The sequence below is a fragment of the Flavicella sp. genome (assembly GCF_029238425.1).
In the GTDB taxonomy this organism is placed as follows: Bacteria; Bacteroidota; Bacteroidia; order Flavobacteriales; family Flavobacteriaceae; genus Flavicella.
Genome location: NZ_JAQWGB010000199.1, coordinates 1 through 21,813 on the forward strand (window position 1 = coordinate 1; position 21,813 = coordinate 21,813).

Annotated in this window: 21 protein-coding genes; 12 read left to right on the plus strand and 9 right to left on the minus strand. The window is 34.1% G+C overall.

All coding sequences use genetic code 11. The features are described 5' to 3' along the window. Positions 1-109: 109 nt before the first annotated feature. Positions 110-1,012 carry a DUF2279 domain-containing protein gene (locus tag P8H68_RS13540; RefSeq protein WP_300326287.1) on the plus strand — a complete coding sequence of 301 codons (903 nt, stop codon included), beginning with the start codon at positions 110-112 and terminating at the stop codon, positions 1,010-1,012. Between the two features lie 92 nt (positions 1,013-1,104). Then, on the plus strand, positions 1,105-1,719 hold the full coding sequence (locus tag P8H68_RS13545) for a peptidoglycan-binding protein LysM (protein WP_300326290.1): 615 nt from the start codon (positions 1,105-1,107) through the stop codon (positions 1,717-1,719). Between the two features lie 6 nt (positions 1,720-1,725). Here the strand turns inward: P8H68_RS13545 and P8H68_RS13550 are convergent, their stop codons facing one another. Genes P8H68_RS13550 through dnaA form a run of 3 tightly spaced genes read right to left on the minus strand, consistent with a single transcriptional unit; the run spans position 1,726 to position 4,331 of the window. Beyond that, on the minus strand, positions 1,726-2,433 hold the full coding sequence (locus tag P8H68_RS13550) for an SAM-dependent methyltransferase (protein ID WP_300326293.1): 708 nt from the start codon (positions 2,431-2,433) through the stop codon (positions 1,726-1,728). An 11-nt stretch (positions 2,434-2,444) separates the two neighbouring features. After that, entirely contained in the window at positions 2,445-2,900 is a 456-nt protein-coding gene (locus P8H68_RS13555) for a low molecular weight protein-tyrosine-phosphatase (RefSeq protein ID WP_300326296.1), read from the minus strand. A 3-nt stretch (positions 2,901-2,903) separates the two neighbouring features. Then, positions 2,904-4,331, minus strand: coding sequence for a chromosomal replication initiator protein DnaA (gene dnaA / locus P8H68_RS13560; RefSeq protein ID WP_300326300.1), 1,428 nt, complete (start codon positions 4,329-4,331; stop codon positions 2,904-2,906). A 163-nt stretch (positions 4,332-4,494) separates the two neighbouring features. Between dnaA and P8H68_RS13565 the strand changes: the two genes are divergently transcribed. Further along, positions 4,495-4,899 (plus strand): thioesterase family protein, encoded by a 405-nt coding sequence (locus P8H68_RS13565; RefSeq protein ID WP_300326303.1) that lies wholly within the window; start codon positions 4,495-4,497, stop codon positions 4,897-4,899. Positions 4,900-4,932: 33 nt separating this feature from the next. Here the strand turns inward: P8H68_RS13565 and P8H68_RS13570 are convergent, their stop codons facing one another. Next, positions 4,933-5,535 carry a YigZ family protein gene (locus P8H68_RS13570; protein WP_300326305.1) on the minus strand — a complete coding sequence of 201 codons (603 nt, stop codon included), beginning with the start codon at positions 5,533-5,535 and terminating at the stop codon, positions 4,933-4,935. Between the two features lie 14 nt (positions 5,536-5,549). Continuing rightward, on the minus strand, positions 5,550-6,623 hold the full coding sequence (ribD, locus tag P8H68_RS13575) for a bifunctional diaminohydroxyphosphoribosylaminopyrimidine deaminase/5-amino-6-(5-phosphoribosylamino)uracil reductase RibD (RefSeq protein WP_300326310.1): 1,074 nt from the start codon (positions 6,621-6,623) through the stop codon (positions 5,550-5,552). Positions 6,624-6,703: 80 nt separating this feature from the next. Between ribD and prmC the strand changes: the two genes are divergently transcribed. The 6 genes from prmC to rplS all read left to right on the plus strand — a co-directional run bounded on the left by prmC (position 6,704) and on the right by rplS (position 12,752). Then, positions 6,704-7,555: a peptide chain release factor N(5)-glutamine methyltransferase gene (prmC, locus tag P8H68_RS13580; RefSeq protein ID WP_300326313.1), complete on the plus strand. Its 852-nt coding sequence runs from the start codon at positions 6,704-6,706 to the stop codon at positions 7,553-7,555. A 65-nt stretch (positions 7,556-7,620) separates the two neighbouring features. Continuing rightward, positions 7,621-8,298 carry a tRNA (guanosine(37)-N1)-methyltransferase TrmD gene (trmD, locus tag P8H68_RS13585; RefSeq protein WP_300326316.1) on the plus strand — a complete coding sequence of 226 codons (678 nt, stop codon included), beginning with the start codon at positions 7,621-7,623 and terminating at the stop codon, positions 8,296-8,298. After that, positions 8,291-9,769, plus strand: coding sequence for a glycosyltransferase family 39 protein (locus P8H68_RS13590; RefSeq protein WP_300326318.1), 1,479 nt, complete (start codon positions 8,291-8,293; stop codon positions 9,767-9,769). Before trmD ends, P8H68_RS13590 begins: the two co-directional genes overlap by 8 nt. Positions 9,770-10,189: 420 nt before the next feature. Continuing rightward, positions 10,190-11,017, plus strand: coding sequence for a metallophosphoesterase (locus P8H68_RS13595; protein WP_300326321.1), 828 nt, complete (start codon positions 10,190-10,192; stop codon positions 11,015-11,017). 44 nt (positions 11,018-11,061) lie between these two features. Continuing rightward, positions 11,062-12,309: an amidohydrolase family protein gene (locus P8H68_RS13600; protein ID WP_300326323.1), complete on the plus strand. Its 1,248-nt coding sequence runs from the start codon at positions 11,062-11,064 to the stop codon at positions 12,307-12,309. An 89-nt stretch (positions 12,310-12,398) separates the two neighbouring features. Further along, positions 12,399-12,752 (plus strand): 50S ribosomal protein L19, encoded by a 354-nt coding sequence (gene rplS / locus P8H68_RS13605; protein WP_300326325.1) that lies wholly within the window; start codon positions 12,399-12,401, stop codon positions 12,750-12,752. Between the two features lie 18 nt (positions 12,753-12,770). Here the strand turns inward: rplS and P8H68_RS13610 are convergent, their stop codons facing one another. Next, on the minus strand, positions 12,771-14,303 hold the full coding sequence (locus P8H68_RS13610) for a glycosyltransferase family 39 protein (RefSeq protein WP_300326327.1): 1,533 nt from the start codon (positions 14,301-14,303) through the stop codon (positions 12,771-12,773). 9 nt (positions 14,304-14,312) lie between these two features. Then, positions 14,313-14,966: a phosphatase PAP2 family protein gene (locus tag P8H68_RS13615; RefSeq protein WP_300326330.1), complete on the minus strand. Its 654-nt coding sequence runs from the start codon at positions 14,964-14,966 to the stop codon at positions 14,313-14,315. A 416-nt stretch (positions 14,967-15,382) separates the two neighbouring features. On the opposite strand from P8H68_RS13615, the gene P8H68_RS13620 reads away from it, so the two are divergent. Beyond that, on the plus strand, positions 15,383-17,593 hold the full coding sequence (locus tag P8H68_RS13620) for an NADP-dependent isocitrate dehydrogenase (protein WP_300326333.1): 2,211 nt from the start codon (positions 15,383-15,385) through the stop codon (positions 17,591-17,593). Positions 17,594-17,647: 54 nt separating this feature from the next. On the opposite strand, the gene P8H68_RS13625 is transcribed toward P8H68_RS13620, so the two are convergent. Continuing rightward, the gene (locus P8H68_RS13625; protein WP_300326335.1) at positions 17,648-18,673 is read right to left on the minus strand and encodes a LacI family DNA-binding transcriptional regulator; all 1,026 of its coding nucleotides are present in this window, start codon (positions 18,671-18,673) and stop codon (positions 17,648-17,650) included. Positions 18,674-18,928: 255 nt separating this feature from the next. Here P8H68_RS13625 and P8H68_RS13630 point away from each other — a divergent pair, with 255 nt between their 5' ends. Together P8H68_RS13630 and P8H68_RS13635 are read left to right on the plus strand one after the other, a co-directional pair. Continuing rightward, a complete protein-coding gene (locus P8H68_RS13630) occupies positions 18,929-19,975 on the plus strand; it encodes a sugar kinase (RefSeq protein WP_300326338.1) in 1,047 nt (348 codons plus the stop codon). Between the two features lie 73 nt (positions 19,976-20,048). Continuing rightward, a complete protein-coding gene (locus P8H68_RS13635; protein WP_300326341.1) occupies positions 20,049-20,717 on the plus strand; it encodes a bifunctional 4-hydroxy-2-oxoglutarate aldolase/2-dehydro-3-deoxy-phosphogluconate aldolase in 669 nt (222 codons plus the stop codon). Between the two features lie 71 nt (positions 20,718-20,788). Here the strand turns inward: P8H68_RS13635 and P8H68_RS13640 are convergent. Beyond that, on the minus strand, positions 20,789-21,813 hold a 1,025-nt coding region (locus tag P8H68_RS13640), incomplete at its 5' end, for a LacI family DNA-binding transcriptional regulator (RefSeq protein WP_300326344.1).

The following is a 21,813-nucleotide window of genomic DNA, read 5'->3' on the forward strand; positions in this document are numbered from 1 at the left end:
GCCAAATCTTTAAGTGAGCATAACCGAAATGCAAGAAAATACCAACAATGGCTTTCTAAACAGGGAGTAAACCGTTAGATAATTTCTTATTTTTACAAAAAGCATTTTTTTGAATTCTAAGAATCTACTTTTCGTTTTGTGTCTATTCGTTTTCCTAACTTCGGGCAAAGCACAAGAAAAGTATTCCTTTTTCACCAAATCCGATACCCTAAACAAACCTAGACTTAAAGGAGTTTATATTACGGAAGCAGCTCTGGCCACTACAGCATTTGTAGGTTTGAACAAACTTTGGTATGCCGATTATCCTAGGTCTAAATTTCATTTTATCAATGACAATGGTGCCTGGCTACAAATGGACAAAGTAGGTCATGCCTTTTCAGCCTATCAGCTAGGACGACTTAGTATGTCCGCCATGGATTGGGCAGGAGCCAGTAAAAGAGATCAATTATTATATGGGGCTCCCATTGGTTTTGTATTCTTAACGGCAATCGAGGTATTAGATGGTTTTTCTAGTGAATGGGGAGCATCACCAGGAGATTTGGTTGCCAATGCCGCTGGAACAGCACTTTTAATTGGTCAGGAATTAGGTTGGGATGAACAACGAATTTCATTTAAATATTCTTTCCATCAAACACAATATGCAGCACTTAACCCTGATATATTAGGAGAAAATGTACTTCAACAAGCCCTAAAAGATTATAACGGACAAACCTATTGGCTTTCCGCGAATGTTTGGTCTTTTGCTAAAGAAAGTAAATTCCCTAAATGGTTGAATATAGCCTTTGGTTATGGTGCAGAGGGAATGTTGTCAAGTTATCCTGGACATGAATTGGAAACTTCTACACGTTATAGACAGTTTTACGCATCTTTTGACATAGATCTGACAAAAATCAAAACCAAAAATAAATTTTTAAACACTGTTTTCACTACTTTAAACTTTATAAAAATCCCTGCTCCAGCTATTGAATTTACTAGCAATGGGAAGATTAAAGGACACTGGATTTATTATTGATTTTACCTTAATTCCTTGCTTACTTGCATGCAAATTAAAAGGTGTATATTTGCCGCTTCAAAAAACAAATTGAGACAGAAAATATATTTCATATGGAATCTATCAAAAATAAGTTTTTTTTAAGTTTTGTTTTAGCGATTGTGGTTTTCACATTTAACACCAACGATAGCTATTCCAAAATTTCTTTTAATGAGAATGAAATTTTCAATTTAAAAGAAATCAGTGTTTCAAATGATTTCAAAGGTCCTTATAACAATAATGGCTTTTATTACTTTAAAGAAGCATTGGCATTTAAAGAATCAGGAGGTAAATACCAGGTAGTAAATACTTTTGGCTATTTAGGTAAATATCAATTCGCCAAAGGAACCTTAGCCCGTTTTGAAATTACGGACACCAAAGCGTTTCTTACAAACCCAGAACTTCAAGAAAAAGCATTTATTGCTTACTGCAAGGTTAATAAATGGATTCTCAGAAAGGACATAGAACGTTCTGTGGGTAAAAAAATCAATGGAATCGTAATTACTGAATCTGGAATATTAGCAGCTGCACATTTAGCTGGAGCCGGAAATGTAAAGAAATTTTTACGTTCTAACGGAGCTTTTCATTTTGAAGATGGTTTTGGTACTAGTATCGAACAGTATATGTACAAGTTTAGAGGTTACGACACTTCTAATATTGAAAAAAACAGACTACCATCGTTGGGATAATCCCAATTATCTTTGAATGATAAAAATGGCCGGTCTTTTGTGTAGATCTGGTTTTACTCTAGACCATTCTTTTATAGAATACGTTTTGATATACTCAGAACTCAAGGTGATATCTGCTGCAATACAAACTCTTGTTTCAGGGTGTAATGCCGACTTCAAGTCGTCAAACATTTTTTCATTTCTATAAGGTGTTTCGATAAAAATTTGAGATTGCCCTCTATCTTTAGATATTTTCTCTAACAATTTCAACTCACGTTTTCTATCTCCCTTATCAATAGGCAAATAACCACTGAAAGCAAAGTTCTGACCATTCATTCCTGAACTCATCATCGCCATTAATATAGAAGAAGGTCCAACCAACGGAACCACCTGTACCCCTTGTTGATGTGCTAATTTTACAACATCAGCCCCCGGATCTGCAATAGCTGGAACACCTGCTTCTGACAACAAGCCAACAGAGACTCCCTCCTTACAAACATCTAAATAATGCTGTACTTCTAAAGCACTAGCATATTTGTCAACTAACATAATTTTGAGGTCAGGTTGCGGTTTTTTAGGAGTCAATTTTTTGATAAACCTACGTGCTGATTTTTCATTTTCAACAATAAAGTAATCCAATTCTTCAACTACCTTTTTCACAGAAATTGGCATCACCTCTAAAGGTTCATTTTCTCCTAACGTAGTAGGTATTAAATACAACTTCCCTATTCCCATTTTCCTGTAATTTAATTCGTTAGTTTTTCTGCAATCACCGTACAACTCTCATCTAATAATTGATACACATGCTCAAAACCGCCATCTCCACCATAGTAAGGATCAGGCACTTCCATACCTGAACTGGGCTCTAGCTCTTCTAAAATCATTTTAACTTTTGATTTTTGTGCTTCATTGACCGCAAGTTTCACAACATTGCTGTAATTAGACGCATCCATTACATAAATATAATCAAACTGATCAAAATCAGCTGAAGAAAAAGCACGTGCTCTTTGGTCGGTAATATCTAATTGATGCTTTTTGGCCACTTCAATAGACCTTGAATCTGGTAAGTTTCCAACATGATAGGCACCTGTACCCGCAGAATCGACAAAAATTTGATTTGTATCTATTTTAGACTTAAGAATACCTTCAGCCAAAGGGGATCTACAAATATTCCCCAAACACACCATCAAAACTTTAAGCATTCGTTAGAAAGTTAATTTGTTTGTCAAATCCTCCACGTATTTTTTAAACTGCTTATCTGTTTCCGTTAGATTGTCAACAGTTTTACAAGCATGTAATACGGTAGCATGATCTCTTTTTCCTATTTGAGATCCGATACTAGCCAAAGAAGATTTAGTCATTCTCTTTGCAAAATACATTGCCAATTGTCTAGCTTGCACAATATGACGTTTTCTAGTTTTAGATTGCAATGTGGCAACATCCATATCAAAATACTTTGAAACTACTTTTTGGATGTAATCTATAGAAACCTCACGCTTGGTGTTTTTAACAAATTTATCTACAATTTGTTTTACCAAGGTCATTGTAAATTCTTTTTTATTAAAAGAAGCCTGAGCAATCATAGAGATCAATACACCTTCCAGTTCTCTAACATTTGACTTGATGTTTTTGGCAACGTACTCAACAATTTCATCTGGCATCTCAACACCATCTCTAAACAATTTGTTTTGAAGGATTGAAATTCTAGTTTCAAAATCAGGAGTTTGCAATTCTGCCGACAATCCCCATTTGAAACGAGACAACAAACGTTGCTCAATATCTTGCATATCAACAGGTGCCTTATCAGAAGTAAGGATTACCTGTTTTCCATTTTGGTGTAAATGATTGAATATATGGAAAAATACATCCTGTGTTCCTTTCTTACCTGATAAGAACTGAACATCATCTATGATCAAAACATCGATCATTTGATAAAAATGAATAAAATCATTTCTTGTATTTCCTTTTACAGAATCTATGTATTGCTGTGTGAATTTTTCAGAAGAGATATACAATACAGTTTTATCTGCGTATTTATCTTTGATCTGAACACCGATAGCATGCGCTAAATGTGTTTTTCCTAAACCTACTCCTCCGTAAATTAACAAAGGATTGAAAGAAGTTCCTCCAGGTTTATTTGCTACCGCCATTCCGGCTGATCTTGCCAAACGGTTTGAATCTCCCTCTACGAAACTTTGAAAGTTGTAATTAGGGTTTAATTGAGATTCTATTTTTACTTTTTGCAAACCAGGAATCACAAATGGATTTCTTAATTCACGTTTTTTTAATTCTAAAGGTACAGCAACATTTTGTGCTTTTAATGGTGCTCTATTTGAACTTGGGATTTTTACAATTTGAGGGCTATTACTACTATAAGCATTTTCCATTTTTACTTCGTACACCAATTTGGCATCCTTTCCTAACTCTCTTACAAGAGCAACTCGAAGTAATTTAATATAATGTTCTTCTAACCATTCATAGAAAAATTTACTAGGTACTTGCACTGTTAAAACTTCTCCGGATACGCGAATAGGTTTAATCGGTTCGAACCAAGTTTTGTATGCTTGCGGTTTGATATTGTCTTCGATAAAAGACAAACACTCCTCCCAAACCGTAGTGGCTATTTTAGTCATTGTTTTAATAGAGTAAATTTTTAGTTATTCCTTGCCTAAATTGATACGTTCCCATGGTTCATTTCAGTTATACAAAAGTGTGAATATTTTTTAGTATAAAAAAATGAAATCACTATAGGTTCTTATTTATTTTTTCCGTAAAATAACAACTTAAATTTTTAAAATGATAGAAAACAATACATCGTTTAAGATACGATATGCTGAAACAGATCAAATGGGTTATGCACATCATGGGAACTATGCTCAGTACTTTGAAATTGGAAGATTAGAACTACTTCATGAGTTAGGAATTTCTTACAAAAAAATGGAAGAAGAAGGCTTAATTCTTCCTGTATACAGCATTAATACTAGATTTATCCAACCTGCTAAATTTGATGACACCGTTAGACTAAGAACGATCCTAAAAGAAATACCAACAGCACGTATCACTTTTGAATACGAAATCTACAATGCAGAAAATAAAAAAATCAGCACCGGAGAAACTGTTTTGGTTTTTGTAGACACCAAAAAAAACAGGCCCATAAAAATTCCACAAAACTTGCTTTCAAAAATTATGGATAAGTTTTAAAAGTCTTATTTATATTTAATATTAATAATAAATTCAGAGTTTTTTTGCCGCTAAAAAATGCAACGCCTCAAACGCGTTTTTAATCTGCGAAAACTCTGATTTTTTTATGTTTAAAATCAGTTTACAACTCGTTGTCAATTCTTGAGAAAACACTGTCAATCTTTTTTGTTTTATCACTCGCATTACCTTGTTCATGTGTTGGTACTGAAATGTAAGTTCTAATTTTTCTTCAATTGTTTTCTCTACAATTTTCGAGGTTTCCAAAGTGAGTTGTGCAGAAGCTTTATACGCTCTAATCAACCCGCCAACACCTAATTTAACACCACCAAAATAACGTACTACCACCACCAAAACATCGGTAACATCTGCCGCTAAAATTTGTCCATATATCGGCTGACCAGCAGAGTTACTAGGTTCTCCATCATCATTGACTCGAAATCTAACTGGATCTACACCAAGTTTATAGGCATAACACCAATGCCGTGCAGCATGATGTTTCTTTTTTATGTCTAATAAAATATTCTTTACCTGTTCTTCGTCAGTAACAGGAAAAGCATATCCAAAAAACTTGCTTCCTTTTTCTTTGAACAAGGTCTCCTCTGAATCTTCTTCTAAGGTTTTATACACATCTACCATCCATCAAACAGTCTTTAAAGGTTTTTAAAAACTTTCAATACCGTTCCTTTCAAATCAGAAACAACACCAGAAGAAACTGATAATACAGGAGCTTTGACCCCCTCATGGAATTTATTCTCACCATAAAACACTCTTGCTTCATCCCAAACCTTTTCTTCAATAAAAGAATTTAAAGTTTGTGTTCCGCCTTCTATAATAACGGATTGAATTTGATGTTTCATTAAAATAGCACACAATTGCTTTGCCACATCATTTTCAAAATTTAATTGCTCATAGAGCAACAATTCATCCGATGTTGGTAACAAATCATCTGAAACACTTGTACATACAATCGTTTTTATTGACCTGTCAAGTAGATTATTTTCCTTTGGAACACGTAAAGTTCTATCCAAAACTATCCTAACAGGAGATTCTCCTCCCCACGACCTAACATCCAATTTGGGGTTATCGGACAAGGCAGTATTTGTCCCCACCAATATGGCATGTTCTTCAGATCTCCACTTATGCACCAATTGACGCGAAATAGCATTACTAATCCAAACAGGTCTGTTGGTATCTTTATGTTTAGGTGCTACAAAACCATCTTGTGTTTGGGCCCATTTTAAAATAACATAAGGTCTATTTTTATTTTGTACCGTAAAAAAACGTTTGTGTTGCTCCCAACATTTATCTTCCAACACCCCAACCACAACATCAACACCCTTCGAAATCAATCGTTCAATTCCTTTTCCCGCAACAACAGAATGCGTATCTACACAGCCAATAACCACTTTGGGAATTTTATGCTTTATGATATAATCCGCACAAGGTGGTGTTTTTCCAAAATGAGAACAGGGTTCTAAAGTGACGTATAAAGTTGCCTTTTCCAACAAACTTTTATCTTTTACAGAATTGATGGCATTTACCTCAGCATGAGAACCACCATATGGACTGGTAAACCCCTCCCCGATTATTCTGCCATCATATACAGCAACACAACCCACAGAAGGATTTGGTCTTGTAAACCCAAGTCCTTTCCCTGCCAATTGAATACATCGATTCATGTAAATCTCATCTAATTCCATGCAACAAAAGTAAGTCGATTCCATGAGTATTACAATTTTACCAGCCTTAAGAATTTTTATGTTTCTGACATCCATTTCTAAAAACGAACCTGTATTTTTGCAGCATGACAATTTCTCAACTCAAATCACTTTTTCATTCAGAATTAAAGAACATTTACCCCGTAAATGAAATTGATTCTTTCTATCATATTTTAACAGAATCAGAATTGAATCTGTCTAGAGTTGACAAAGCGCTCGATCCAGAACGATTGATAGAGCAAGCATCGGAATTGTTTTTTAGAAAAGCATTGAAAGAACTTGCCTCAGAAAAACCAGTTCAGCACATCACCAATAAAACAGAATTTTACGGACTTGATTTTACAGTAAACAAAGATGTCTTGATCCCTAGACCTGAAACGGAAGAATTGGTAGCATGGGTACTACAAGAAGCGAACGACAGAAAAAAATTGAAAATCCTTGATATCGGAACAGGCTCAGGGTGTATTGCCATTTCTTTGGCAAAAAACTTAACTACTGCAAAAGTAACCGCAATTGACTTTTCTGAGTCAGCTTTAAAAACAGCCCAACAAAACGCTAAAGACAATAATGTTGCTGTGGATTTTATCCAACAAGATATTTTAAAAACAGACGTTTTGCCGGATATTTATGACATCATCATTAGCAATCCACCTTACATTCGTGAATTAGAAAAAGTAGAGATTCAAAAAAATGTTTTGTCTTTTGAACCGCATTCTGCATTGTTTGTTTCTGACGACAATCCATTGCTATTTTATAAAAAAATAGCCACACTTGCTACGAAACACCTTTCAGAAAACGGCCTTTTGTTTTTTGAAATCAATCAATATCTAGGTAAAGAAACCTTAGAAATGTTAAAAACAACTGGGTTTAAAAAAAATGAACTGAGAAAAGACATTTTTGAAAACGATCGAATGACGAAGTCGGCCATTAGCAATTAGCAATTAGCAAAAATGAAAATGAAAATGAAAATTTACACTCAAAACAAATTAAGTACATTTGCAACATGAGAATTGACATTATTACCGTATCACCTGAATTAATTCAAAGTCCATTTGAATATTCAATATTGAAAAGAGCACAGGAAAAAGGATTGGCCGAAGTGCATTTTCACAACCTTAGAGATTTTGCTTTAAACAAGTACAATAAAATTGACGATTATCAATTTGGTGGTGGTGCAGGTATGGTTCTTATGATTGAGCCTATTGACAAATGCATCTCAAAATTAAAAGCCGAAAGAGATTACGACGAGGTGATTTATATGACACCTGATGCTCCTATCTTGAATCAATCTACAGCAAACACACTTTCTTTAAAAGAGAACATTATTGTTTTATGTGGACATTATAAAGGCGTAGATCAACGTGTTCGTGATTTATTTATCACCAAAGAAATTTCTATTGGAGATTATGTACTAAGCGGAGGAGAATTGGGAGCGGCTGTATTATGTGATAGTATCATCAGATTGATTCCAGGAGTACTTGGAGATGAGACTTCTGCTTTGACAGATTCTTTTCAAGACGACTTATTATCTCCACCAGTTTATACAAGACCGGCCTCTTACAAGGGAGCCGACGTGCCAGAAATTTTACTTTCTGGTAATTTCCCGAAAATTGATGAATGGAGATCCGATAAAGCTTACGAACGCACAAAACAAATCAAACCAGAACTTTTAGATGAATAGAGTAACTGAATTTTTAAAATCATATCCAGCCTTAAGCATCCTGTTAGGATTTCAACTTTTTAGATTTTTTCTTTTGCCATTTATGGGCTTGATGCCTCAAGATGCTTACTATCATTTTTACGGAGAAAATTTATCGCTTTCCTATTTTGATCATCCTGGAATGATTGGATACATTCTACGGTTTTTCACAACTATTTTTGGAAAGTCGGTTTTTGTAGTAAAGTTCGCCGATTTTTTTATCACCTCTATCACCCTATTCAGTTTTTATAAACTAGGAAGTATTTTTCTTTCCAAAGCAAAACTCAACAATGCTTTGGTTCTATTATCTACAACGGTTTTTATTTCCATTTTAAGCATCAATTCTACTCCCGATGTTCCCTTGATTCTTTTCTGGACTCTTTCTCTGATTTGTTTGAGTAAGGCCATTTTTGAAAATAAAAAAATCTATTGGATTTTAGGAGGTATCGCCATGGGACTTGCCTTTAACAGTAAATACACAGCCTTATTATTACAAATAGGTTTGTTGGCATTTCTAGTTTTTTCTGCCAAATACAGAAAGTTATTAGTGTCTCCTTGGGTTTGGGCATCCCTGCTCATTTCTGTTATGGTTACCTTTCCGGTTTGGTATTGGAATTATCAAAATGAATTTGCATCCTTTTTATTCCAATCCTCTGACAGAACAGGAAGTATTTCTAAGTTTCAGGTAAACCCTAAATATTTTTTCGGTGCCGTTGGACATCAAATATTTTTATTATTACCCATTTTATTAATTGCCTTTTTTACACTACTCTACAAGTACATAAAAAAAGCCGTTACAAAATTCAAACTGCCTTCGGACAAGGTTTTATTCTTGTTGGCTTTCTTCCTCCCTACTTTTTTAGGCTTCTTTTTGTTGACGCCAATTTATTGGGTAAAACTAAACTGGATGATGCCATCTTATATTTCTGGTGTTCTGTTAGCAGCCATTTTTATCAAAAAGAAAAACATCAAATTACAAGTATATATCTCTGCAGGGATTCATGTTTTGGTAAGTCTTCAAGTATTATTTTACCTAGTCCCTATTAAAAGTGACGATACATGGGTGGGTTGGAAAGAACTGGTTATTGAAACAGAAGCGCTTCAACAACAATACCCAAATTCTTTTGTTTTTTCTGATGACGGTTATAAAACCACTGCTTGTATGACCTTCTTTACAGAGCAAAAAATCTATGCACAAAATATCATTGGCAAACCTGCTTTGCATTTTGATTATATCGGGGATGATTTATCAATCCTAAAAGGACAAACGGCACTCTTTATTGATTCAGACAAACGTTTTAAGGATAAAAATAAAAATGGTTCACACCCTGCCGAACTTGACGTATATTTTTCCAAAGTAAAGGAATTAGACCCTATCATCATTCAAATTAACGGAAAAGACTCTCGTAAATTTTGGGTGTATGCTTGCTCTAATTACACCCCTAAAAAATAATTTTTTATATTTTTTTTTACAAAGCCTCTTTTTTTTAAAAAAGGAGGCTTTGTGCATTTGCAATAGCTCTCTATCCTCAATAGCAGATCATACCACATATAAAAACCTGTTTTTAAATCACTTAACGTAAATTTAATTTTTTATTACTAAAAATTACTTTACTTTTAAACCAGATAAAAAAATTATTGCTATGTTTTTTTCTTCTCAACAACATTCTATGTATTCATTTTTTTGAGGCTGACTTTTCATAAAGTTTGTCCTTCGGTTTTGTTGTTGTCATTATTTAAACTTTGTGGTTTTTAATCATTCACGTGAGAACATGATGGTTTCTTTTTATCTAACTGCTAAATGATTAATGTTTCTAAAACCTAGTCACTTTAATTATTTTTTTCGAAATCTACAACCTAAATTAATTATGCTATGAAAATCATACACATCAGTGACCTACACTTCCCTAATCACTTTGGAACAGAAAAACTAATTGACAAAATAATCTCCCATTACAAGGAAGATCAAGTTAAACCAATCGTTGTTTGCACCGGTGATATTCTTGACACTCCTTCTAATAACAATTCAAATTATTTAGAAGCCTCGAAAATCTTAACGAGGCTAAAAACTAATAATTTCAATGTTTTAATTTGCCCAGGTAATCATGATTTAAAAAAAGGGGGCTTAAAAAAACGTAAACAAATTCATGCAAACCTTATTAAATTCAGCAGGTATTACAGCCCTATACTACCAGCAAACTCTAATATACATGGTGAAGAAAAAAATAACCTTCTGGAATACCCAATAACACACAAGTATCAGGACCATTATTTTATCGGTCTAAATTCAATGACCTACCAACCCAAATCTGCTAAAGGCATGCTAGGTGACGAACAATTAGACAGACTAGAATTAGAAATTAAAAAAATCAAAGAAACAAATGAAGACCCTAAAATAATCATATACCTTCATCACAACCCGATGAAATTTCATGTTGATGTCCGAAATATCCCTGATTTTGGAGATAGAATAATTACTAATAATTTAAAATTAATTGACCGCACCTCATTTCTTAAAAAAATTGAAGGTGTAAATGTATTACTCTTTGGTCACCTTCACTGGAATCAAAGACAGGAAAAGTTCGAGGACAAATATAATATTAATTGTATTCAACTTACAGGTGGTTCTACAACTAAAGTAAATCAATCATGGACTGAAATAAACACATTCGATTACAGTACTATCGAACATGCATATTAAAAATATTGTGAATTTTCTATTCTTATACATTAACTCATATAGTCATGAATAACATTAACTCCTCTAAAATCCCAAATACACCAATTAATCAACTCAACCCTGAACTACAGGAAAAACTGACCAACGGCTACCCCCCCTTTATCGATATACATACTCATATTTTTAACTACAAAGACATACCTGATTACTATCTTGGGTTCAGACTTCCAATTTCAAGAAGGTTTTTAGGGTTTGTAGGCTTCTTTCTTCATAACCTAATTTTTTGGACAAAAAAAGATTATTTAAGTAGAGCCGCATATCTAATAAAGGTGCTTAAGAAAAAGAATAGTAGCGATATTTTTGATTCCATGAAAAAAACATATTATTCGGAATATGACAACAGTATCCTCTTTGGCGTTCTAACAATGGACATGTTAAAAGGAATTGATGGAACCCAAGATACTAGAACATTACGTGATCAACTATTTTTAATTTCAAAACTAGCCAAAAAAAACAATAACATAATTTCATTTGCTGCGATTGACCCAACAAGAAATGCGGAAGCACTACGTATTTTTGAAGAAGTATTTTCAATAAACGACAATGATAGTGATTTGAATTATGTCGGATTAAAAGTTTACCCGTCATTAGGATATCTACCTACACATCCAATTTTAATGAAAATGTTCGAAGTGTGTGAAGCTAAACAAATACCAGTTCTTTCACACTGTAGTAGTGCATTAACAAGGAATTCTAACGATAGCATAAAAAACATACCTGGAATTTTCATTAACGATATTTCTCTCGAAGGGGAAGCGCCTAAAGATTTCAAAACCGGAGGAAGTCACAAACAATGTGAAAAAGACTATAGAGATTACTTTAATCGACCTCATCATTGGTTAAAAGTACTAGAAACTTTCCCTAATTTAAGACTAAATCTAGCTCATTTTGGAGGAAACAAGGCATGGGAAGACTTCATTGATAAAAATGAATCTATAGACATTCAAACAATCCCTGAAAACAAAAAAAAACCATGGGTTGCAACTATCATCTATTTATTAAAAAAATACCCAAACGTTTATGCCGATTTTTCTTATACTTTTGTGGAAGAGAAATTTTCCATAAGACTAAAAGAATTAATGCTAAATGACACAGAACTGACCAACAAAATATTATTCGGTTCTGATTATAGCATGGTTGTTATAGAAGGAGATTATAAAAAAAAATTGAATAATTTTAAATCTATTATGCAACCTAACCTAATAAATCAAATGGCAAGAAATAATAATTTAAAATACTTATTCAATTTGTGACAATAAAATGTTATATTCGCAACCTCAAAATCAACCTCTGACGAGAATCGTGAATGTTGGTCATTGATAAAACCATTAAATAAAAAGAAATGGCAAATTTAGTAGATTTTGTACAAAGCGAATTTGTAGCAAAAAAAGAATTCCCAGAATTCCAATCTGGAGACACAATTACTGTGTATTACGAAATTAAAGAGGGAAGTAAAACTCGTACTCAGTTCTTTCGTGGAGTAGTTATCCAAAGAAGAGGATCAGGAGCTTCTGAAACTTTTACGATTAGAAAAATGTCTGGAACTGTTGGAGTAGAGCGTATCTTCCCAATCAACTTACCAGCTTTACAGAAAATCGAAGTAAACAAGCAAGGTAAAGTAAGAAGAGCTCGTATCTTTTACTTTAGAGAGCTTACAGGTAAAAAAGCAAGAATCAAAGAAATTCGTCGTAAGTAAGACTTACTTTTTTGAAACTCATAAAAACTCGTTAGAATTCTCTAACGAGTTTTTTTTGTCTTTTAAATAATAAACAAAAACATTTTTCACCACCACTCCAGACCTAAATACTGGAAGGGTTTCAAGCAATTGTATCTCTTTATAATACTTACCAAATAACTCTTTAGGGTCTTTATAGTTTCTACTATCCACTACAAACAAAGCCTCTTCTGGAACTATTTTATTTTCTGGATTGGACCAATAGTACTTATGCGTATCCTCAATTTTTCCAAGAGGTATATATTGCAAACCTTCTGCAGCAATAAAATAATAATGTAAATGACTGGCAGGATACCATTTATGTAACAAAAATGGCAACTCTGAATATTCTTCATTTTCCATTAAAATTTTTTTCAATCCCAAAGAGGTTTCCTTCCATCCAAACATATCCAAGGTCACATCATCTTTCCCAACCTTTGTAAGCTCATTATTTTGATCTACAGGCAACAGCCATCCAAGATTGACCACCCCAACCGCAATTAAAATCACACCTGCAAAAAACACATTCCCAAATATCAAGTGGTTCTTTTTAATATTTCGAGTAGACAAATAAGAACCTGCTATAGGCAACAAAGTCAAATAGGCTATCCCGGACCAATGTGGCAAGGTATCCTTATAAAGAGATAGATACAAAACTGTCAGAATCAATGGCAAACTAAAAATTAGAAAAAAGGACAACTGTTTCTTTGTGATAAAAGTATTGTTTCTATAAAAAAATCGAATCGCCACAATAATCACAAACACCACATATGGATTGTTATATAAAACTTGTCCAATTACCTCTCTTATAAAAGAAGCAGATTTAAAATTCAAACTAAAAAGTGACACCCTATTGCTATGGAAACCAAATGAGATAAAGTCATTTTGATAATTCCAATAAACAATCAAACCTACAAAGAAAAACGACAGTAAAAACCCTAGGTACAAAACAGAAGCTTTCAACCAACTTCTATTATATAAAAGTACGTACAGCCCTACTCCCAATAAAAGATACACGGCTTGGTATTTTGAATATATAGCACATCCTGCAAAGAAAAAACCTAGAAGTAATCTTAAATAATTTTCTGTTGCGGCATTCTCTATTAAAGGTTTTATAAAGCAGAATACTGCTAACAACCAAAACAAATTCATAGGAGCGTCTGGCAACACAAACAAACCGGAAATCAACAAACCATAAATACTCAATTGGTACAAACAAACCGAGAAAAATCCGGCTTTGCTCCCAGCTATTAAGTTTGTAATCTTATAAACGAGTAGCATAGAAATTGCTGAAGGAATGATGGCCGCCAATCGAATCCATAATTCCGAGTTGAAATATAAATCAAACGTACATAATTGAATAAAAAAACCAATCATTGGAGGATGATCAAAATGGCTGATATCAGGCTGCAATGCATACAACCAATAATACACCTCATCATTCCCAAATTCTATGGTTGTCGCAATGAGTAACCTAAAAACCAAAGAAACAAGAATCAATACATAGCTTGCCTTTTTATAACTCTTTATCATTCTATACTGTTATCTCCCAAAAGGACTTATCACTACTTTTTTTGCCTTTTTCTTTCTCTTTTTATAAGCTTTTAAAGCCTTAGTCCCCAAGGAGTCACTAAAATAAGCAATCCATGTACCTATTCCACCTCCTACTAAAACATCCACCATAAAATGCTGCAATAAATACACTCTTGAAAATGCTGCCAAAACTGCAATCACCAACATCATGTTTTTCCATACTGGTTTTTTAAAATATAAAAACAACAAAACAAACATAGCAAAAGCCGCCATTGAATGCCCTGAAGGAAATGAATTCCAATGACACATTTTCACCCCCTCAATCAAATGCAATTCTTCGGCACCAAAATACTCAATAGGCCTAGGGACTCCTTTGAAAACGATTTCTTTCAAAACAAATGTAATAAGCAAGGTAAGTAGAGAGGCAAAAACGAATTTCAATGATTGATTCTTTTTTATAAAAAGAAATAAAATCACGAAAACGGGAAATAAAGCACCATCCCCAAAATAAGTAACATATTTAAAAAATTGATCCAACCCAATCGTATGGTATTGATTGATTGCCAAATGCAAATCGGGGTCTCTGAAAATAATAAAGCAAACAGCTAGAAAAATAAGTGATGCAAACTCATTTTTTTTGGTTTTAATAAAATCATATAACATCTTAAAAATATTTAAATTACCTGTTGCAAATAACCGCCCTACCCATGACTTTACAATTAAGGAATCATCAACTATATTTTAAATCCCTACGAATAATGTAAACTTAAGATTATCAGTAATTCTCATTTTCTTTAAATAAATTTCAATGAAAAGGCTTTATTTTATCAAATTTTCACAACTCCACAAAAACTAACGAGATTATTTTAGCTTTTTACAAAAACAACATGTTATTTCTATTATTTTAGAACTTGATAATCTTCATATTATCACTACATTTGTGCTGCTTTAAAACAGCATAAAAACTGTAATAATTCATAAAAAGAAATCCAGTCTATTTTGAAGGATTTTTTTTAAGCTCAAATTGATAATGTATTACTAGTTATTGAATTTTTTCAATACTATAAATTAAGAATCCTATGACAACAAAGACATCACAAATAGTGTATACAATCACGGACGAAGCTCCTGCATTGGCTACCTACTCTTTTCTACCTATCGTAGAAACTTTTGCAAAACAAGCAAATATCAATGTTCAGAAAAAAGACATTTCACTTGCTGCTAGAATCCTAGCCAACTTGTCTGAATTTCTTCCAGAAGACCAAAGAGTTGATGATGCTCTTGCTGAATTAGGAGCTTTGGCTAAAACGCCTGAAGCAAATATAATCAAGCTTCCAAATATCTCTGCTTCAATTCCTCAATTGCAAGCTGCAATCAAAGAATTGCAAGCTCAAGGATTTGCTTTGCCTGATTTCCCAGCAACGCCACAAAACGAAAAAGAAGAAGCTATCAAAGCTGCTTACTCTAAGGTTTTAGGTTCTGCTGTAAACCCTGTGTTACGTGAAGGAAACTCTGACCGTAGAGCACCATTAGCAGTATCTCAATACGCTAAGAAAAACCCACATAGAATGGGGAAATGGGAAAAAGACTCAAAAACACATGTTGCTTCTATGGAAGCAAACGACTTTTATGGTTCTGAAAAATCAGCTACCTTAGAAAAAGCAACAGAATACAAAATTACATTCAACGGTAAAGACTTAAAAGGATATGCTCCTTTATTGGCCGGAGAAGTAATTGATACTTCTGTAATGAGCATTAGCGCATTGAAAGAATTTGCAGCTAAAGAAATTGCAGATGCTAAAGCAAACGGAGTATTATTTTCTTTACATATGAAAGCAACTATGATGAAGGTTTCTGACCCTATCATTTTTGGAGCTATTGTAGAAGTTTTCTACAAAGATGTATTTGAAAAATACGCTGAGTTATTTGCTGAATTAAATGTTACTGCAACCAATGGTATTGGTGATGTATATGCTAAAATCGCTGGACATGCTCAAGAAGCAGAAGTAAAAGCTGCAATTGAAGCTGTTTATACAGACGCGCCTGCTGTTGCCATGGTAAACTCTGACAAAGGGATTACTAATTTACATGTACCTTCTGATGTTATTATTGATGCATCTATGCCCGCAATGATCCGTACTTCTGGTCAAATGTGGAATGCAGAAGGACAACAACAAGACACAAAAGCATTGATTCCGGATAGATGTTATGCTGGAGTTTTCCAAGCAACGATCGATTTCTGTAGAGAAAATGGTGCTTTTGATCCAGCAGAAATGGGTACAACTCCTAACGTTGGGTTGATGGCTCAAAAAGCTGAAGAATATGGTTCTCATGATAAAACTTTCCAATTAGACGCTAACGGAACTGTAGAGGTTGTTGATGTTGATGGAAATATTATTTTATCTCAAGAAGTTCAAGAAGGAGACATCTTTAGAATGTGTCAAACAAAAGATGCACCTATCCAAAACTGGGTAAAACTAGCCGTTGATAGAGCAAGAGCTACAGGATGGCCAGCAGTATTCTGGTTAGATGAAAACAGAGCTCATGATGCAGAGATCATCAAAAAAGTAAATACTTACTTACCTTCTCATGATACAGAAGGCTTAGAGATTCATATTATGGCTCCTATCGAAGCTACTTTATTTACTTTAAAAAGAGTAAAAGTAAACTTGGATACTATCTCTGTAACAGGAAACGTATTGCGTGATTACTTAACAGATTTATTCCCAATTTTAGAATTAGGAACTTCTGCAAAAATGTTATCTATCGTTCCTTTGATGAATGGTGGAGGATTGTTTGAAACGGGTGCTGGAGGATCTGCTCCTAAGCACGTTCAACAATTTGAAGAAGAAGGACACCTACGTTGGGATTCTTTAGGAGAGTTTTTAGCATTGGCTGTTTCTCTTGAAGATTTAGGAATCAAAACTGAGAACAAAAAAGCACAAGTTCTTTCAGCAGCTTTAAATACTGCAAACAGTGCTTTCTTAGAAAATGACAAAGCTCCATCTCGTAAAGTTGGTGAGTTAGACAATAGAGGAAGTCATTTCTATCTTGCAATGTACTGGGCACAGGAATTAGCTGCTCAAGATGAGGATGCAGAATTGAAAGCGATTTTCGCTCCAGTTGCTGCGGAATTGACTGCACAAGAAGCTACTATTGTAGAAGAATTAAACAAAGCGCAAGGTGCTTCAATGGATATCGGTGGTTACTACTACCCAAATACTGAAAAAGCATCTAATGCAATGAGACCAAGTAGTACTTTAAACAAAGTATTGGCTTCTATCGCGTAATCGCTATATATTTCAAACATAAAAAAACGTCTAAATTTTATTTAGACGTTTTTTTTATTTCTTTTTTGAAGATCCTCGAACCACAAGTTCTGCTTCTAAAATTATCTTATTCAGACTTGGCGGTTTGTCACCTTCATCAATACGTCGTAAGAAAGCTTCTGCAGTCAACCTACCAATTTCTGTACTATGCTGTTCTATGGTGGTAATCGAAGGTGTCACCAAAGAGGTAAAAGGTTCATTTCCAAATCCAACAATCGCAATTTCTTCCGGTACCTTTATCCCTTTTTCTTTTAAAACCTCCAATGCACCTAAAGCGGCATAATCACCCGCTACATAAACAGCATCAGGTCTATTTTCTAGCAATAATATTTCTTCCATTACGGATCTACCATTCTTCTTAGTCAAGTTACACTCATAAATCAGATTCTCATCTAAGGGTAATTTATGCTTTTGCAAGGCATCTCTATATCCTCTAATTCTGTTTTTAAAAATCCTAGTATGACTATACCCACCAATATGAGCAATTCTTTTACAATGTTGAGATACTAAATGATCTACAACCATATGACTACTTTCATAATCATCAATTCCAATATAGTCTACTCCTAAATCATTTTCACCACGGTCAAACAACACCAAGGGAATCCCTTTCGCTTTAATTTTTTCATAAGCAGAAAAGTCTTTCGTTTCATTGGCTAAAGATGCGATCACACCATCCACCTGCGTAAACAACAAAGCATCAATATTCCTACATTCTTTTTCAAACGACTCATAGGACTGAGAAATGATAATATTATAGCCTTTCTCGTGTAATATATTCTCAACACTCTCCAAAACAGCAGAGAAAAAATTACTATTGGCTCTAGGAATGATTACCCCAACCAAATTACTTTTCCCTCGTCTTAGGGCACTTGCTAAATAATTGGGCTGATAATTTAAATTTTTCGCTACTTGTTGAACGGAAGATTTTGTTTTTTCACTGATTCTAGGATGGTTATTCAAGGCTTTTGATACTGCCGAAGGGGTCAAACCTAGCACATTAGCGATGTCTTTTATCGTAGTTTTTTTTTTAGTTCCCAAATTATTTATATATTTGTTCCAACGTTTGAACAAAAGTAGTTTATTTTTGTAACAACACCAAACTCACAAAACTTTCAAAACTCAGTAAATACAGATGGTTGAAGGTGTTTTTCGTGCGTATTAAAAAGGATTGAAACTAGTAGATCCTATTTTTTGGTCAACTTGTTCAATCGATGGAACAGAATATTATTAGTCTAAACATAAACATACGATTTGAGTCAAATCAAATCAATAATTAAATTAAACAACAATAAAATGGGTAAAGTAGTAACTTTCGGAGAGATCATGTTAAGATTGGCTCCACAAGGATTTTTAAGATTTTCACAAGCAAACAGTTTTGATGCTGTTTATGGTGGTGGTGAATCTAACGTAGCAGTTTCTTTAGCAAACTACGGTGTAGATGTTGATTTCGTAACTCGTTTACCAAAGAATGACATTGGAGAATGTGCATTGATGGAAATGCGTAAAAGAGGAGTTGGAGTAGACAAAATCGTTTACGGTGGAGATCGTTTAGGAATTTATTTCTTAGAAACTGGAGCTGTATCTAGAGGTTCTAAAGTAGTTTATGACCGTGCTCATTCTGCAATCTCTGAGATTGAATCAGGAATGATTGACTGGGATGCTGTTTTTGAAGGATGTGAATTTTTCCACTGGACAGGAATCACACCTGCAATTTCTCAAGGAGCTGCAGATGTTTGTTTAGAAGCTGTAAAAGCAGCAAGTGCAAAAGGAATTACAATTTCTACTGACTTGAACTACCGTGCTAAATTATGGAATTTCTGTGATGATGCTCATAGAGAAGCAATCATGACTGAATTGACTTCATACTGTGATATCATTTTAGGAAACGAAGAAGATGCTGAAATGCACTTTGGAATTAAGCCAGAAGGAATTTCTGTACAAACAGAAGGTCACAACGTAAAAGCGGAGGCTTTCTTATCAGTATGTGAGCAAATGATGGAGAGATTCCCTAGAGCGAAAAAAGTAATTACTACTTTAAGAGGATCTATTTCTGCATCTCATAACACTTGGGCTGGAGTTTTATATGATGGAAAACAATTACTACAAACTCGTCAATACCAAATTACAGATATCGTAGATAGAGTTGGTGGTGGTGATTCATTTATGGGAGGATTGATCTACGGATTGTTACAATTCCCAGAAGATGATCAAAATGCATTGGACTTTGCTGTTGCGGCTTCATGCTTGAAACACACAATCAAAGGAGATGCTAACTTAGCAACTGTTGCTGAGGTTGAAAAATTAATGGGTGGTGACGCTTCTGGAAGAGTTGCACGTTAATCAATTATAAACACATTAAAATCGTGAAATTGTATTCAATCTCACGATTTTTTTAGCTAAACAAAAAATAAAAATGGCACAATTTACAAGAATTGAAGTTGCTGCGGCAATGAAAGAAACTGGGATGATTCCTTTGTTTTTCAATCAAGATATTGAATTAAGTAAAAAAGTTTTAAAAGCTTGTTACGATGGTGGAGCACGTTTAATGGAGTTCACGGCTCGTGGAGATTTCGCTCATGAAGTTTTTGGAGAATTGACAAAATATGCAATTGCTGAATTACCAGGAATGATTATGGGTGTTGGTTCTGTTACTGATGGAGCTGCTGCTTCATTATACATGGCTTTAGGAGCTAACTTTATTGTAACTCCTGTATTGAGAGAAGATATCGCTATCGCTTGTAACCGTAAAAAAGTTTTATGGTCTCCTGGATGTGGTTCTTTAACTGAAATCGCTAGAGCTGAAGAATTAGGATGTGAAATCGTAAAATTATTCCCTGGAGATTTATACGGACCTAAATTTATCAAAGGTATCAAAGGACCTCAACCTTGGACATCAATCATGCCTACAGGTGGAGTTGCTCCTACTGAAGAAAACCTTTCTGGTTGGTTCAATGCTGGTGCAACATGTGTTGGTATGGGATCTCAATTGATTTCTAAAGATATCATTGCAAACAAAGATTACGCAAAACTAGAGCAAGATGTAAAAGATGCTTTAGCTATCGTGAAAAAAGTAAGAGGATAATCATCATTTCTCTTAAAGAATAAAAGCGCAGTTTTCACTGCGCTTTTTTTATTCTAATGTTTTACAATTTTTTATTCTTCATTTTTACTTGAGGAAGCTCTTACCAATAATTCAGTTTCAACAATAATTTTATTGATCTCATCACCTACTATTGGGTTCTCTATTCGGTTTAAAAAAGCCTCGGCAGCCAACTTCCCAATTTGTTCACTGTTTTGGTTTACAGTTGAAATCGATGGAGAAACATATGACGTAAAAGGTTCATTACTAAAACCAATCAATGCGATCTCTTCCGGAACTTTGATTCGATTTTCATTCAATACCTGTAATGCCCCTAAAGCCGCAAAATCTCCCGCGGCATAAACAGCATCTGGTCTATTGGGGTGATTTAATAAATTCTGCATCTCCCTTCTCCCATCCTCTAATCGTAAGGTACTCTTACTAATAATCGATTCGTCAACTGGCAAGCCTTTTTCCTTCAAAGCATCTACATACCCTTTGATACGATTTCCGTATACTCTTGTATTATCGTGTCCTCCTAAATGTGCTATTCTTTGACAACCTTGTGCAACCAAATGATCAATAATCTTAAAACTTGTTTCATAATCATCTATCCCAACATAATCCACCTTTAAATCTAATTCACCACGATCAAACAACACCAACGGTATTTCTTTCGCTTTGATTTTTTCGTAATAACTCAAATCCGTCGTTTCATTAGCTATAGAGGCAATAATACCATCGACCTGAGTAAACAACAAAGATTCAATACACTTGCATTCTTTCTCAAAAGATTCATTGGATTGGGTAATGATTATATTATACCCTTTTGCATTCAATACCTCTTCAATATTTTCTAAAACCGAAGAGAAAAAATTACTATTATTTCTTGGGATAATCACCCCAACAAGCCTACTTTTACCGCTTCGTAAAGCACTTGCTAAATGATTGGGTTGATAATTTAATTTTTTCGCCACTTGACGTACCTCTTCCTTCGTTTTTTCACTAATTCTAGAGTCGTCATTCAATGCTTTTGAGATCGCTGAAGTTGACAATCCCATCACCTGGGCAATATCTTTTATCGTGATTTTTTTTTTAG